General features: G+C 71.2%; 1 pseudogene. It reads left to right on the top strand.

Going from position 1 to position 586, the window contains the following annotated elements:
* Window positions 1–586: pseudogene (locus tag A5678_RS21370) on the top strand (VWA domain-containing protein); the annotation flags it as partial.

The following is a 586-nucleotide window of genomic DNA, read 5'->3' on the forward strand; positions in this document are numbered from 1 at the left end:
CATCGCCGTCTCACTGCTCAGCCTGGTGCTGTTGACCACCGCGATGGCGGGGCCGACATGACGTCCGGATCCCGCTCAACCGCGCGGTCATCGTGCTGGTCATCGACGTCTCGGAGTCGATGGCCTCCACCGACGTGCCCCCCGACCGGCTGACCGCCGCCAAGGTGGCCGGCAGGCAATTCGCCGACGAGCTGACGCCGGCCATCAACCTGGGCCTGGTTGAGTTCGCGGCCAACGCCTCGCTGCTGGTCTCCCCGACCACCAATCGCGAGGCGGTGAAGGCGGCGATCGACGGTCTGAAGCCGGCGCCCAAGACCGCGACGGGCGAAGGCCTCTTCACCGCGCTGCAGGCCATCGCGACGGTCGGCTCGGTGATGGGGGGCGGCGACGGCCCCCCGCCGGCGCGCATCGTGCTGGAGTCCGACGGCAAGGAGAACGTGCCGCTGGACCCGAACGCCCCGCAGGGGGCGTTCACCGCCGCGCGGGCCGCCAAGGCCGAGGGCGTGCAGATCTCGACGATCTCGTTCGGCACCAAGACCGGCGAGATCGAGATGGACGGGAAGCGGGTGGCCGTCCCGGTCTCGAC

Origin of the sequence: Mycobacterium sp. E2733 (assembly GCF_001667585.1) — a bacterium.
GTDB lineage: Bacteria > Actinomycetota > Actinomycetes > Mycobacteriales > Mycobacteriaceae > Mycobacterium.